Below are 14,753 nucleotides of genomic sequence, written 5' to 3' on the forward strand. Positions count from 1 at the left end.
GCCTGCACAAAACGACCAAGGGACGATCATGAATAACCAAAGCACGCACTACGATGTTGTCATCGTTGGCTGCGGACCCGTGGGTGCAACACTGGCGCATATCCTGGGGCAAGCCGATATCAAGGTACTTGTGCTTGATCGGGAAAGCACAGCCTATCATCTTCCCCGCGCCGTGCATTTTGACGATGAGGTCATGCGCACCTTTCAGCAGATCGGGATCGCCCGCGAACTCGAAGCCGTATGCCGGTTGAATGTCGGCATGCGTTTCGTCGATCCTGACGGCAGCATCCTGCTGGACTGGCCTCGGCCTGAAGAAATCACCGCTCTTGGCTGGCATTCCAGCTACCGTGTCCACCAGCCAGACCTCGAAAATATTCTGCGGGACCGGCTCAAGGCTTATCCAGGCGTAACGGTGCATACGAGATGCGAGGCGTTTTTCATCGAGCAGGATGAAGATGGTGTCGATCTGCGCTATGAGGATATGAGTTGCGGCCGTATTCGGCGGGTCCGCGCCCCTTATGTGATCGGCTGCGACGGTGCGCGTTCATTCGTGCGCCGCTTTATCGAGACAGGTATGGAGGATCTCGGATTCCATGAGCGGTGGCTGGTGGTCGACCTGCTGCTGAAGCATGAAAAACCGGAGCTCGGCGACTGGTCCCTGCAACATTGCGATCCCGCCCGTCCGGCCACCTATGTTCGTGGTCCCAACAATCGTCGACGCTGGGAACTGACCGTCCTGCCGTCCGAGGACAGCACGGAAATTGCGCGTCCCGAGAATGTCTGGCCGCTGCTTTCCAAATGGCTGACACCGGATGAGGCGGATATCGAGCGCACCGCAGTTTACTGGTTTCACTCGCTGGTTGCTGACGAATGGGTGCGAGGCCGCCTGTGCATTGCCGGGGATGCGGCTCATCAGACGCCGCCTTTCATGGGGCAGGGCATGTGCGCGGGAATACGTGACGTTGCCAATCTCGGCTGGAAGCTGATCCATTGCCTGCGTTACGGGCATGATCGCGCGCTTCTGGAAACCTACACGACGGAGCGCAGGGAAAATGCCCGGACCTTCATCGCAACCGCAGTCAGGCTGGGCGGGCTGATCAATACCAAAGACCCGCGAGCGGCACTCAGCAATGCTTTTCCGCGACCGGAAGGCGGCGCGAAGATGGAATCGCTTTACCCTCCCATCGGCCCCGGACTTGTCGATGCTCCCGCCCCCCTCTTCGGACAGCCGGTCATGCAGGACGGGACAGGTTTCGACGAAGCCGTCGGATATGAATTCTCCTTCCTGTTCGACGATGCCTTTCTGGCGGGACTGGACACGAAGCTGGTCGAAAAAATCCAGCTTGAAGGAAAGATCGTGCGCGTATCGCAAACGAGGGATGGGGCAAAACACCTCGCCGGAGCCAAAGCCGCGTTCATCCGTCCCGACCGTTATCTTCTGGCGAAGATCGGTTCCATGGAGGAACTGGACCCTGCTCTGGAGCAGATCCCGGTTGGGTTGAATACGGCCGAAAAGCAGTTGCGCAAAAGCGCCTGATACGAAAGCCGCCAGGCCAGCGAGCGGGAGCCGCAAACCTTCGTTTTCAACCATTTGATATGTTACAGTTTGCGACGATTGATATAGAACGGTTTATGTTCGGCGAACGATTGGCGCAGCAAAAGCCGCCAATCGTCGTTCGCAGCCAGGATGTACGGAACTCGATATCGGCCGTATTTGGCAAGAAGAGAATATGGAAACGGTCTCATGTTGAAGCCCGCGGATCATGCGAGGGAGGGCTGCGTTCGTGCGCTGGTGCGAGGGCTTGCCGTTCTTCGTCAGATCAATCTGCTTGGAGAGGCGCGTCCGGGAGAAATAGCGGCAGCGCTCGGCCTTCCGCGTCCGACGGTCTATCGTTTGCTGCAGACGCTTGAGGAAGAGGGGTATGTCGTCTTTTCCTCGACCAATAATCGCGTACGGGTCACGAGGCTGGCCGCCAGCCTTGGCGATTGTTCGTCAAAGACGTCAGTTCTCTGTCAGGCAGCGGGCCCGCTATTTTCCGAATATCTGCCTAAAATCGTCTGGCCGCTCGACCTCAGCGTCTATGAAAGCGCGGCGATGGTGATCCAGGAGACTACACACGGGCGCAGCCCATTGTCGGTCGACAAGGGCATGATCGGTTATCGTACGCCAATGCTTCGCACCTCTGCCGGGCGCGCTTATCTTGCCTTCATACCCGATGAGGAACGGCGGCTGATCATTGAGCACGTCATACGGCTCGGACAGCCGGAAGACCTGGCCTTTCTGGAAAGCACGGACCTGGACGTGTTTTTCAGGGATATCCGCACAAAAGGCTATGCGACGCGCGAAGCGGGCGAGTTCCGACCGAATACATCGTCAATCGCCCTGCCGGTGATGCTCGACAGTAGCGTGATTGCCTGCGTCTCGATCATCTGGATTCGCTCCGCATTGTCGATCAAGGACGCCATCGAGGGATATATGGGTCTTTTGATTGAAATTGCGGGAAAGATTTCCGATGCGTTGAAACCACTTGACGAAACTTCGTGACGGCGTGGCGCAAGTGCCTGAGCCCACTGAAGACGTGCCCAAAACGACCTCAAGACTGACGGCATCCGGCAAACCCGGCGAGACTCAATCCTGCCCAAGCGGCTGATATTACTGAATAATTCTTGGCTGATGGCTTCAATTCAATGGTACGGTCGGTTGGAGTTGAACCAACGACCTCAGGAGCCACAATCCTGCGCTCTAACCAACTGAGCTACGACCGCGTACCTTTGTGTCGGCTCTGTGACGCTCTGGCGCCGCCGACAGGGGGTCACATACGGAGAATCGATCCATATTGCAAGTGATTATAGCGCTCTTTTTTCAGAAATTCCCAATTGCGGGATTCAATATCAAATACCGCTCATAAAGGTCACGACCCAGTAACCATCAAAGACGACCGGCTGTGCATAACCCCCATATTGGTTCAAGCCTGTAAAATTGCCTTTCCCGCATTAACTAATGAAACAGAAAATGCAGCCCATACCCAATGGCAATGTGGACCCGCGCCCGCAAGAGGCTTATTAACAGGGCGTTAACAAGCACTGCGGGCGGTCGAAAGAACAGGTAAGGACTGGTATGTCAGGATCATACCCCTTCATCGATATTGCCGCGCTGGATTCAATCCGCGAAGGCTTTGCAAAGGGCGATGCGCAGCTCGTGCTGACGCACGACCTTTCGACGGTGCTTTGGGTCAACGGCCCCGGCGCGAGGCTTTTCGGCTTCGACCGTGTGGAAGACATGATCGGCGGCGGTCTTGATCTGCCCGTGGCCACCCGTCGCCAGATCGCATCGTCAAATGCCGATGCCGACGGCCAAGCCCGCACTGTTTCCGTTCGTCTCGGGGGCGGCCTGCGTTCCGATCTCACCCGCTTCAGCGTGTCACGCATCACCCTGCCCGATGGCGTATCCGGGCTGCTGTTGACCGCCGATGGCAAGGACACAAAGGCCGAAACCGTTATTTCCGGCCTCAGCGACGACAGCACGCATGTTGCGCTGATCGATGCGGACAGCAGGGTGATCGCGGCAAGTCCGCGCTTTGCCGCGCTCGACATTTCCCCCGCCACGCTGGAAGACCTCATCATCGAGGCCGCCGATGCGTCCGACCGCATCGTCAAGCGCCGCATCCGCGCCGGCAAGCATTCCGTACCCGGAGCCATTGCACGGCTGACCGACACGCCGCCGATGCATCTTCTCTGCATTATCGGCGATGCGCCCGCCGCAGCCCCTCCAGCACCGCATGCCCTGCCGGGCGAGGCCGAGGAGGTCCTGGAAGAGATGCTTCCGGAGCCTGTGGCAACCGCAAATATGGAAGAGGTTTCGGCCGAACAGCCGAAGCCCCGCAGTTTCGTGTTCGATCAGGATGCGCCGCCCGCACGCTTCATCTGGAAGGTGGGACCGGATGGCGCATTCAGCGAAGTCTCGCCGGACCTTGCCGCGACAATCGGGCCGAATGCCGCCGATGTGGTCGGACGGCGGTTCGCCGATGTCGCGAATGTCTTCGGCTTCGACCCGGATGGCAGCATTGCGGCCCTGCTCGACAAGCGCGACACATGGTCGGGAAAACGCTTGATGTGGCCGGTCGAAGGCACGGATCTGCGCGTGCCGGTCGAGCTTGCCGCCCTGCCCGTTTATTCCCGCGACCGGGAATTCACCGGGTTCCGCGGCTTCGGCGTCGTTCGCCCGGCGGAAGCCGAAAAAGACCCGGAAGAAATCGGGCTGGTGCTGGCAGGCGGCATTCCGCGGCCACGCAAGCCCGTCAGCGAGCCGGCTGAAACGGCAGCGCCGGTCGAAGACGACGATGTTCTGGCGCTTTCGGAAGAAGTTGCAAACGACGACAGCCCTGTCGCAACGCTCCCCAAGCCGCCGCTGGAAATCGCACCGACACCGGGCCGCCGCGAATCCGATCAGGTCATCAGCCTTTTGAACGCCTGCGCGCAGGAGAAGGTGGCTGCGGATCAGGCAAGAATGCTGAAGGCACAGGAGCGCGAAGAGCGCCCCGAAGGCGGGCTGACCAGGACCGAGCGCAACGCATTCCGCGAAATCGCCGACCGTCTGCGCAAGCAGGGTCTTGCCAGTTCGCGCGCGGAAAGCGAGGCGGAGGCAATATCGCAGGCAGCCGTTGAAAAGACTGACGCGAAAGCGCCGCTCATCGGTGCGGATTTCGGTGAAGATACATCATTTGCGCCTGCCGAAACCGCCCACGCGGATGAAACCGCCCTGCTGGCCAATCTGCCTGTGCCGGTCATCATTCATTCGGGCGATGATATCCATTACGTCAACCAGGCTCTGCTCGATCTCACCGGCTATGAATCGCTCGACGATATTCGCGGTGCTGGCGGTGTCGATGTGCTGTTCAACAGCGAAAGCGACGATGGTGAAACACGGCAGGGCATGGTGCTGCGCCACGCCAATGGCAGCGAAGAACCCGTCGATGCGCACCTCAATGCCATTGCCTGGCGCGATGGCCGCGCATTGATGCTGAGCCTGATGCCGGTCGCCGCGGCACCGACACCGGCTGAAACACCCGCCGCCCCCACGGCCCCCACTGCTATTGCCAGGGACGACGAAAAACAGGCGCTCGCGGACCATGTCGAGGAACTGAAGACCATTCTCGACACGGCAACCGACGGTGTTGTCCTGATCGACCCGGAGGGGCGCATCCGCTCGATGAACCATTCGGCCTCGGCTCTGTTCGGCTATGAGCGCGACGAGACGGAAGGCAAGTTCTTCTCGATGCTGTTCGCCATCGAAAGCCAGCGCGCCGCGATGGATTATCTGCACGGCCTTTCCGGCAACGGGGTGCTGAGTGTCCTCAATGACGGGCGCGAAGTGATTGGCCGCGAAGCCAAGGGCGGGTTCATTCCGCTGTTCATGACCATCGGCAAACTGCCGCATACGCGCGGTTTCTGCGCCGTCCTGCGCGACATCACGCAGTGGAAGCGCACCGAGGAGGAGCTGACCAATGCGCGCAAGGAAGCCGAACGCGCATCGAGCCAGAAGACCGAATTTCTGGCGCGCATCAGCCACGAAATCCGAACGCCGCTCAATGCCATCATCGGCTTTTCCGAGCTGATGGCCGACGAGAAATTCGGCCCCATCGGCAATGAGCGCTACCGGGATTACCTGCGCGACATCAACCGTTCCGGCAATCATGTTCTGGCGCTCGTCAATGATCTGCTCGACATTTCGAAGATCGAGGCCGGCGCCCTCGACATGCAGTTCGAGGCGGTCTCGCTCAACGATGCCATTGCCGAAGCCATCGCGCTGATGCAGCCGCAGGCCAATCGCGAGCGCGTCATCATCCGGTCGAGCTTCCAGTCCAACCTGCCGGATATCGTTGCCGATACGCGCTCGATCAAGCAGGTGGCGCTGAACCTTTTGTCCAATGCCGTGCGCTTTACCGCGCCGGGCGGTCAGGTGATCGTTTCGACAAGCTATGAGTTGAACGGCGATGTCGTGATGCGGGTGCGCGACACCGGCATCGGCATGACCAAATCCGAGGTCGAGCAGGCGCTGAAGCCCTTCCGGCAGGTCAACGCGCTGGAACGCCGCAAGGCCGAGACCGCCAAGGACTGGCGCAGCGAAGGCACCGGGCTCGGCCTGCCGCTGACCAAAGCCATGGTGGAGGCCAACCGCGCGCAATTTGCAATCGATTCCACTCCGGGACAGGGAACGGTGGTGGAGATTGCCTTCCCGCCGACCCGCGTTCTGGCCGACTGACCGGCACTTTCAAAAAGCTGATAAACCTCCCCTTTGCGGGAGGTTTTTTCATGGCCTTGCGCAAACCCAAAAAAAAGCGCCGGACGAACCGGCGCTATCGGAATCTCAGAGACAAAGGACACAAAAGCAATTCGCAGAGGAGCGCCGGAAACGGCGGCTCGATCATCACTCAGGTGTTGCATCCCTTATTGCGTGAAGCCGGTTAACGATGCCTTAAAATCTTCGTTCGGAATTTACGCATTGGTAGCGACTGTAAAATCAGGGTTAATTTCCGTGCAGCAATTGATTAACCATGGGATAGAAGCAGCACCGGTGATTTGATTCCGTCTTCTGCTGCGGCAGATGACGGGTCGTGCATCCGGCGTCTTTGCTTTGGCCCATTGCTGGTTTAAAGCTTGAAACATGTTGCGCTAAAGTGTGTAGCGGTTTTGCGATAACGGCATGTGGAAACGAAATATTTGAAGCTCCGGATTGGATGGTTGATGCGCTGGCCCCGATTTATGCGCCTCATAATTGCGCTCGTCATTCTCTGCGCCGCGGCTGCAGCAACCTTGCTGGCCGTGGTGCCCTTCATCGTCTCCACCGATGCGATCCGCATCCGCGTCGCGCAGGAAATCAGCGCCTGGACCGGCTATAGCGTTGAACTGCGGCAAGCCCCGCGCCTGAAAGTCTTCCCCGTTCTGCGCGCATCCCTGAACGGGGTCACGCTCAGCAAGCTGACCGATCAGGGCCAGAAACCGCTCATGAGCGCAGACCGCATCGATGTGGAGCTTTCGCCGCTCGATGCCATTATGGGGCATATCGCCTTTTCCGAAACGCAGATCGTGCGCCCGCATGTCAATCTCGACGGGCCGGTTTCAAATTTTTCGCAGCTTCTTGACGCCATCGCCAATTCCAACGGGCGGCTCGGCACCGCCATCCGCGCGCAGCGCGCCTTGCAGCAAAGCGGTTCCGGCGACAATGCGCAGGCCGCCCAGCAGGCATCGCAGCCCTTTGGCCGTGTCGTGGTGCGCGATGGAACGATTGCCTTCAACCGTCCGGGCAGCGAGCCGGAAATCACCAGCGACGAACAGATCACCAATGTCAACGCCACGCTGGAATGGCCGCGCACGTCGAGCGCCGCAACGCTGAAAGGCAGCGCCAAATGGCGCGACGAGCCGTTCCAGTTCGGGCTGACGGCGGCGCAAGCCCTGACGCTTCTGGCAGGCGGCACATCGGATGTGACCGCGAGCCTGACCGCCAAACCACTGAGCATCACTTTTCAGGGCAAGGCCAATATTTCCAAGGACCGCTTTTTTGAAGGCGACCTGACGGCCAAGACCCCGTCGCTGAGCGGCGCGGTGCGCTGGCTTAACCTCCCGCCCATTGCGGGCAGCGCCGAAATTGGTGCTTTCTCGCTGGAATCCGCCCTCACCGCGACGCCGAAACGGCTGAAATTCGCCGATGTGGCAATGACCGCCAATGACAGCCCCGCCAAAGGCGTGATCGAAATCGGACTGGAGCATGAACAGCCTGCCGTCACCGGCACGCTGGCCTTCGACAAGCTCGACCTTCGCCGCCTGTTTTCGGCTTTCATACCGTTGCCCGACAGCGGCGCGCGTTCGCCAAACGAGCGCAACAACCCTGACCGCGATGTCGTCGACACGAGTTTCATCGACCGGGCGGAAGTGGATCTGCGCCTTTCCGCGCAAAGCGCCACCGCCGGGCCGGTGACGATGACGGGTGTGGCGGCCGCGGTCCAGATTCGCGGCGGCCGCGCCATTTTCGACATTGGCGACGCCAAGGCCTTCAACGGTATCCTGCAAGCCAATGTGCAGATCGTGCGCGACTTGAAGAGCGCCAGCGGCGAATTGCGCTTCAATGCCAGCGATATCGACAGTTCGCAGTTTTTTGCGGCTCTGGGCTTCGACAAGCCCTTCATCAGCGGCAAGGGCAATGTTTCCCTGTTCATGAAGGGCCCGGCCAATCGCTGGTCCGGCCTTCTGACCAATGCGCAGGGCAATATCTCCATAGAGCTCACCAATGGCCAGATGCAGGGTTTTGCCGTGCAGGATTTTCTGGCCAAGGCGCAGACCCAACGCTTCTTCGCGCTGGAGCGGAAGGACAATATCGCGCTCGCCTTCAACCGTCTGGATGTGAAGGCCAATCTGTCCGACGGCGTGGCGACGCTTGAAAATGCGAAGCTCGATACGTCCGACGGCACGCTGACGCTTGCTGGCATCGTGCCTTTCGTGGATCGCAGCCTGGCGCTGAGCGGCGAGGTGGTTTTTCCGAACAGCCAGCCGCAACAGCCGCAGGAAAACAGCGCGGACGGCCAACAGCCCGCCGAAACACCGCCTGCCAAGCCGCCGCTTCATTTCTTTGTCGGCGGCTCGTGGGACCGGCCCTTTATCTCGCCATCATCCATGGGAACGGGGCAGTAAACCCCTTCCCCTTTATCCCAGACGGAATGCGGCCTGCTCGTCGCGGCGGCGCTGCACCTCGCGGCGCTTGTTGATGATGGAGGCGATGATCACGCCCGTTGTCACCAGCGCGATGAGAATGGTGCAGACCGCGTTGATTTCCGGCGTCACGCCAAGGCGCACCTGGCTGTAGATTTTCATCGGCAGCGTGGTTGCACCCGGACCGGAGGTGAAACTTGCAATCACCAGATCGTCGAGCGACAGGGTGAAAGCGAGCATCCAGCCGGAAACCACGGCAGGCAGGATCACCGGCAGCGTCACCTTCATGAAGGTCGTGACCGGCGGCGCGCCGAGATCCATCGCCGCTTCTTCCAGCGAGCGGTCAAAGCTGACGAGGCGCGACTGTACCACGACCGCCACGAAACACATGGAAAAGGTGATGTGGGCGAGCGTCACCGTCCAGAAGCCGCGGTCGAAATTCATCGCCACGAAGAGCAGCAGCAGCGACAGGCCGGTGATGACATCCGGCATGACCAGCGGCGCATAGACCATGCCGGAAAACAGGATGCGCCCGCGAAAGCGGGTATAGCGCGTGAGCGCAAGGGCTGCGAGCGTGCCCAGAACCGTCGCAATCGTTGCAGACAGGAGGCCGACGCGGATCGTCACCCAGGCCGCATCCATCAGGGCCTGATTGCGGAACAGCTCCCCATACCATTTGGTCGAGAACCCCGCCCAGACCGTGACCAGCCGGGATTCGTTGAATGAATAGATGACCAGCAGGACGATGGGCAGGTAGAGGAAGGCGAAGCCCAGCGCCACCGATGCGATATTGAAGCGGGACCAGTTGTTCTGCATCCTATTTCCCCTTTTCCTGTGCCCGCGCCTGCACCTGCTGGAAGATCACGATCGGCACGATCAGCAGGATAAGCAGCACGACCGCCACCGCCGAGGAGACCGGCCAGTCGCGGTTGGAGAAGAACTCGCTCCAGATCGTCTTGCCGATCATGAGTGTCTGCGAACCGCCCAGAAGGTCCGGGATGACGAATTCGCCCACCGCCGGAATGAAGACCAGGAAGCAGCCGGCCAAAACACCCGCCAGCGACAACGGAAAGGTGATCTTCCAGAAGGCGGCAAAGGGTGTGCAGCCCAAATCCTGCGCCGCCTCGATCAGCGAATAATCCATCTTTTCCAGCGACGAATAGATCGGCAGCACCATGAATGGCAGGTAGGAATAGACGATGCCGATGAAAACCGCCGTGTCGGTGTTCAGGATGTTGAGCGGCGTGTCGATGACGTTCAGCGCCATCAGGAACTGGTTGAGCAGCCCTTCCGGCTTCAGGATGCCGATCCATGCATAGACGCGGATGAGGAACGAGGTCCAGAACGGCAGGATCACCATCATCAGAAGCGTCGGGCGGATGGTGGTCGGCGCGCGCGCAATGCCATAGGCCATCGGATAGGCCACAAGCAGCGTCAGAACGGTGGAAATGGCGGCAATGCGGACGCTCGACAGATAGGCCTTGTAATAGAGCGGATCGTCGAGCAGCCACAGATAATTATCAAAGGAGAGCTGTTTGATTTTCTCCCATATGCCGGCAAATCCCTGTGCCAGATCGAAGGTCGGCGTATAGGCCGGGATCGCCATCGCCACTTCCGACAGCGATATCTTGAAGACGATGAAGAACGGCACAAGGAAGAACACCAGCAGCCACAGATATGGCACTGCGATGACAAGGCGGCTGGCTATGGAAGCGATCACCCTCTGCATAAGCTTGCCCCTTCCTCAGGCTGTCAGCACCAGACCGGCATCGGTATCGAATGAAACCCAGACACGCTCATCATAGGTGAGCGGGTTTTCGGTCTTGCGCACGGCATTGAGGCTTGCGGCCTTGATGGTGCGGCCATTGTCGAGCCGCACATGGAACACCGTCATGTCGCCGAAATAGGCGATATCCCAAAGCTCGCCTTCCACCGCATTGACGGCGGCCTCATCCGGTTTCTCGCGCGAGATGCGGGTCTTTTCCGGGCGCACCGCAAACCAGACCTTCTGGCCGGGATTGAGCTGTTCGCGGGTTTCGGTGTGGATGTGGAAGCCGAATTTCTCGGTGGCGATCTCCGCCTCGCCATTGGCGGCCTTCACCACCTCGCCCTCGATGATATTCACATTGCCGATGAAATCGGCCACGAATTTGGAGCGCGGCGCTTCATAGACTTCCGCAGGCGTCGCCACCTGCATGATGCGGCCCTTGTCCATGACCGCGATGCGGTCGGCCATGGTCATGGCCTCTTCCTGATCATGGGTGACGACCATGAAGGTCATGCCGAGCTTGACCTGCAAATCCATCAGTTCAAACTGGGTTTCCTCGCGCAGCTTCTTGTCGAGCGCGCCGAGCGGCTCATCCAGCAACAGCACCTTGGGGCGCTTGGCGACGGAACGGGCCAGCGCCACGCGCTGGCGCTGGCCGCCGGAAAGCTGGTGCGGCTTGCGCTTGCCATATTGCTCCAGCTTCACGAGCTTCAGCATTTCGGCGACGCGGGCATCGATCTCCGATTTCGCCATGCCGTCCTGCTTGAGGCCGAAGGCGATGTTCTTCTCCACCGTCATATGCGGAAACAGCGCGTAGGACTGGAACATCATGTTGACGGGGCGCTTATAGGGCGGAATGCCGCGCATATCCTGACCGTCAAGCATGATGCGGCCCGACGTCGGCTCCTCGAAGCCCGCCAGCATACGCATCAGCGTGGTCTTGCCGCAGCCCGACGCCCCCAGGAGTGCAAAGAATTCCCGATTGAAAACATTGACCGAGAGATTGTCCACGGCGGTGAAATCGCCGAAAATCTTCGTCACATTCTCGAAAGAAATGAAGGGCTTGGCCGCCGGATCGTTCCAAGGCGCAAACTTGCGGCGAAAACTGCCAAAAGATTCCATTCCGTTCCCCTATAAGCCTGCCGGAATCTGCTTGAATATGCTGTCACAAGATAGAAAGCGGCTCCCTGATGAACAGTGAGCCGCTCTTCACGATTTCACTGGGCCTACCCCAGCGGGCGTTATTGACCCGTGACGATCTTGGTCCAGGCGCGCGTGACCACGCGCTGGGTCTTGGTGTCGTATGGCGTCGGCACGAACAGCTTCTTCATCACCTCTTCGGAGGGGTAGATTTCAGGATCGTCAAGGATTTCCTTGTCGATGAACGCCTGCGAGGCCTTGTTGCCATTGGCATAGAACACATAGTTCGACGCCTTTGCCGCCACTTCCGGACGCATCATGTAATTCATGAATTCCAGCGCTTCCGGCACATGCTTGGCGTCTGCCGGGATCGCCATCTGGTCGAACCAGATCAGCGCGCCTTCCTTCGGGATCGAATAGCCGATTTCCACGCCCTGCTTGGCCTTTTCGGCGCGGTCGCGGGCCTGGAAAATATCGCCGGAATAGCCGACAGCCATGCAGATATCGCCATTGGCCAGCGCATTGATATATTCTGACGAGTGGAACTTGCGGATGTTCGGGCGGATGTTGAGATAGAGATCCTGCGCCTTCTGCAAATCGTCGGGCGACGGGGAATTCGGGTCGAGACCCAGATAGTTCAGCGCCGGGCGCAGCATTTCGCTCGCGGAATCAAGCAGGTAAATGCCGCAATCTTTCAGCTTCGCCGATTTTTCGGGGTCGAAAAGCACGTCCCAGGAGTCGATCGTGTCGGTGCCGAGCGCTTCCTTGATCTTGGCCTTGTTATAGCCGATGCCGGTCGTGCCCCACATATAGTTGACGGAATATTCGTTGCCCGGATCGTAGGTTGCCGCACGGGTGGAGATTTCATCCCACATATTCTTGAGGTTCGGCAGCTTGTCCTTGTCGAGCTTCAGGAACACGCCCGCCGGAATCTGACGGCCAAGGAATTCGCCCGACGGCACCACGAGATCATAGCCGCTGCCGCCAGCCAGAAGCTTGGTTTCCAGAATTTCGTTGGAGTCATAGACGTCGTAGACGACCTTGATCCCGGTCTCCTTGGTGAAGTCCTTGAGGATGGAATCGTCGATATAATCCGACCAGTTGTAGATATTGACCACCCGCTCCTGCGCGCCTGCGGAAAATGTGGCAGCCGCTACAAAACCCGTCGCAACGGTCGTTGCCAGAAGGAAGGATTTGATCCCCATCATTTGCTCCAATCTGCACGATAAATTCCAGTGCAGGCTCAAGGTGGATATAATGTTTCTTTATCGCACTTTTTTAGATTGCACAGCGTTCGTCAACAGGCTCATGACGGGACGAACATAAAAATTGCATCACAGGCTCCACCCGCCCCATCCGTCTCTCCGCCCGAGGCGCCCGCCAAGGGGGCCACCAAAAGGCCCACCAAGGGGCGATGAGATTTTGGTTGTGCTGAGCCGAAAATGGTGGGGTTTGAGAACCGGAGCGGAGCGTACTTTTGGGTAGGTGAGCCGCGGCAAGCGCAAAACCGTGCCATTTGCAGGCCAACACAACCGAAATATCGCGCCCCTACTGGAAGTCGAAGGCGGAAAGCCCCGCCACCATCTCGTCCAGACCAAGTGGGCGCGTCAGCGGCGGTTCGGCGCGGGTGATGCAGCCCTGCCGTTCGCACAGGCGACAGGCGGGGCCGGTTTCCGTATTGCCCGCCTTTGAAAGCGAGGCGCCATAGACGGTTTCAACGCCCGCCTCCAGCGCGCAGCCAAGCAGCAGCGCCGTGCGGCGCGGACGCTCGCTGAACGCGCCCTGCGGCCCTTCAAGCGTGCGGGCAATGGTCAGAAAAGCGGAACCGTCCGGCAATTCCACCGGCTCGACCAGCACCTGGCCGGCTTGCGCGAAGGCCGCATAGACGGGCAGTTTCGGGCATTGCCCGCCAAAGCGGGCCGGAAAACCTTCCGCGCCAGCCACGCGCAGCCGGTTGCCCGCATGATCGATTTCCATCACGAAAAAGGGCAGCCCGCTTGATCCCTGCCGCTGCAAGGTGGTGAGCCGATTTGCCGCCTGCTGGAACGAAACCCCGAAGCGCGTGCGCAGCACATCGACATCGTAACGCGCCCGCACGGCGGCATCGCGAAACTGGCGATACGGCATCATCAAGGCCTGCGCGGCATAGCGCGCCAGCTCGAACCGGGCGATGCGCCTCGCCTCGCCCGACGACAGTTTCAGCCCTTCCGTTTCCGCGCCGATCATCACCTGCATGCGGATCAACGCCGCTTCCATGGCGATTTCCTGCAACTGATCGAAAGGCGACAGACGCTCGGAAATGAAAAGCCGCTGCGAATGCCGGTCATACCGCCTGCGCCAGTTCGGCATGGTGGCGACAGGCAGCGCGCGAACCGTGATGCCGTGTTCGCGACGCAGCCAGTCCTTCAACGCGCTCGACAAATCGCCATCCGGCCTGAGCAGGGCGTAAAAGCTTTCCGCCTCTTCCTCGATGCGCGGATAATGGTTGGCGCGCCGCGCCATGACATCGCGCACCTCATCCAGCGGCAGGCGGGTGGCGGCAAGCTGCGCGTCGCTGCCCTCATGCGAAAGCAATTTTGACAGATCGGACAGGCGCTGCTGCTGCTCGCGATAGGCACGGTAAAGCTTCATGATGCCGACGGCTGCATTGGGCGCGGCCTCGCCGATTTCCACCAGCTCCTGATCGCCGGGCAATTCGCCGGTCAGAAGCGGATCGGAAAACACTTCCTTCAGCCCCGTGATCGTGGAGCCGCTTTCGGCCTGCAAGCTGTCGAGATCGAGCTTGTAGACGCTCGCAAGCTTCAGCAGAAGCTGCACCGTGAGCGGCCTCTGGTTGCGCTCGATCAGATTGAGATAGGACGGCGAAATGCCGAGCGCTTCGGCCATCGCCGTCTGGGTCAGGGCGCGTTCGTTGCGAATGCGCCGGATGCGCGGCCCTGCAAAAATCTTGCGCTCGCTCAAAGCCTCACCCTCCCCCGCGACCTTTCATATTTACAACTCGTGACAAGATATCGCCAAAACAGCCTTTTGACAAGATTTACAAATTTACAGCCCGCCGCAGTCAATATCCCGACAGCATTACCTCAATTTTATGCCGGAAATTACGCTTTTTCTGGCGCATCCGGCCAGCCGATTGTAAATC

9 protein-coding genes and 1 tRNA gene are annotated in these 14,753 nt (G+C 59.6%); 4 read left to right on the forward strand and 6 right to left on the reverse strand.

Annotated elements, in window-relative coordinates:
• Positions 1–28: 28 nt before the first annotated feature.
• Both AVM02_RS15250 and AVM02_RS15255 read left to right on the forward strand, forming a co-directional pair.
• Positions 29–1,537, forward strand: coding sequence for a bifunctional 3-(3-hydroxy-phenyl)propionate/3-hydroxycinnamic acid hydroxylase (locus AVM02_RS15250; RefSeq protein ID WP_411507773.1), 1,509 nt, complete (start codon positions 29–31; stop codon positions 1,535–1,537).
• Positions 1,538–1,744: 207 nt separating this feature from the next.
• On the forward strand, positions 1,745–2,545 hold the full coding sequence (locus tag AVM02_RS15255; RefSeq protein ID WP_411507774.1) for a DNA-binding transcriptional regulator: 801 nt from the start codon (positions 1,745–1,747) through the stop codon (positions 2,543–2,545).
• A gap of 144 nt (positions 2,546–2,689) precedes the next feature.
• Here the strand turns inward: AVM02_RS15255 and AVM02_RS15260 are convergent.
• Positions 2,690–2,766, reverse strand: a tRNA-His gene (locus tag AVM02_RS15260).
• Positions 2,767–3,118: 352 nt separating this feature from the next.
• On the opposite strand from AVM02_RS15260, the gene pdhS reads away from it, so the two are divergent.
• Complete coding sequence (pdhS, locus tag AVM02_RS15265; RefSeq protein WP_411507775.1) at positions 3,119–6,262, forward strand: cell-division control histidine kinase PdhS; 3,144 nt, start codon at positions 3,119–3,121, stop codon at positions 6,260–6,262.
• Between the two features lie 482 nt (positions 6,263–6,744).
• Entirely contained in the window at positions 6,745–8,685 is a 1,941-nt protein-coding gene (locus AVM02_RS15270; RefSeq protein WP_411507776.1) for an AsmA-like C-terminal region-containing protein, read from the forward strand.
• Between the two features lie 12 nt (positions 8,686–8,697).
• On the opposite strand, the gene AVM02_RS15275 is transcribed toward AVM02_RS15270, so the two are convergent.
• The 5 genes from AVM02_RS15275 to AVM02_RS15295 form a co-directional block, all read right to left on the reverse strand.
• Complete coding sequence (locus AVM02_RS15275) at positions 8,698–9,519, reverse strand: ABC transporter permease (protein WP_411507777.1); 822 nt, start codon at positions 9,517–9,519, stop codon at positions 8,698–8,700.
• 1 nt (position 9,520) lies between these two features.
• Positions 9,521–10,432: an ABC transporter permease subunit gene (locus tag AVM02_RS15280; RefSeq protein ID WP_411507778.1), complete on the reverse strand. Its 912-nt coding sequence runs from the start codon at positions 10,430–10,432 to the stop codon at positions 9,521–9,523.
• Positions 10,433–10,447: 15 nt separating this feature from the next.
• Entirely contained in the window at positions 10,448–11,593 is a 1,146-nt protein-coding gene (locus AVM02_RS15285) for an ABC transporter ATP-binding protein (protein WP_411507779.1), read from the reverse strand.
• A gap of 119 nt (positions 11,594–11,712) precedes the next feature.
• The gene (locus tag AVM02_RS15290; RefSeq protein ID WP_411507883.1) at positions 11,713–12,816 is read right to left on the reverse strand and encodes a polyamine ABC transporter substrate-binding protein; all 1,104 of its coding nucleotides are present in this window, start codon (positions 12,814–12,816) and stop codon (positions 11,713–11,715) included.
• A gap of 343 nt (positions 12,817–13,159) precedes the next feature.
• Complete coding sequence (locus AVM02_RS15295; protein WP_411507780.1) at positions 13,160–14,572, reverse strand: helix-turn-helix domain-containing protein; 1,413 nt, start codon at positions 14,570–14,572, stop codon at positions 13,160–13,162.
• Positions 14,573–14,753 lie beyond the last annotated feature (181 nt).

It is taken from the genome of Brucella anthropi (assembly GCF_046630315.1).
Taxonomy (GTDB): Bacteria; Pseudomonadota; Alphaproteobacteria; order Rhizobiales; family Rhizobiaceae; genus Brucella; species Brucella anthropi_A.